General features: G+C 63.4%; 1 protein-coding gene. It reads left to right on the top strand.

The genetic code is table 11. The annotated features are described in order from the left end of the window. The coding region (locus tag M5B99_RS29875; protein WP_248807487.1) for an AMP-binding protein at positions 1–355 on the top strand (355 nt) is incomplete at both ends.

Below are 355 nucleotides of genomic sequence, written 5' to 3'. Positions count from 1 at the left end.
GGCACAGACCATTCACGGGTTGTTCGAAGCGCAGGTGGAACGTACGCCGGATGCCTTGGCGCTGGTGCATGGCGGGAAACGGTTGAGCTATCGCGAGCTCAACGAACAGGCCAACCGTCTGGCCCATGCCTTGCGCAAACAGGGCGTGCAGCCGGATTCGCGGGTGGGGATCTGTGTTGAACGTGGGACCGAGATGGTCGTCGGCTTGCTGGCGATTCTCAAGGCGGGTGGCGGTTATGTGCCGCTGGACCCGGCTTACCCGGCGGAGCGGATTGCCTATATGTTGCAGGACAGTGCTCCGGCGGCAGTGCTGGCGCAGTCGGCTACCGAGGCGTTGTTGGCGGGCGTTTCGATA

The sequence above is a fragment of the Pseudomonas sp. MWU13-2100 genome (genome assembly GCF_023242365.1).
Classification (GTDB): Bacteria; Pseudomonadota; Gammaproteobacteria; order Pseudomonadales; family Pseudomonadaceae; genus Aquipseudomonas.
The sequence above is the reverse complement of the archived record's forward strand: the minus strand, read 5'-3'. Positions and strand labels throughout refer to the sequence as shown.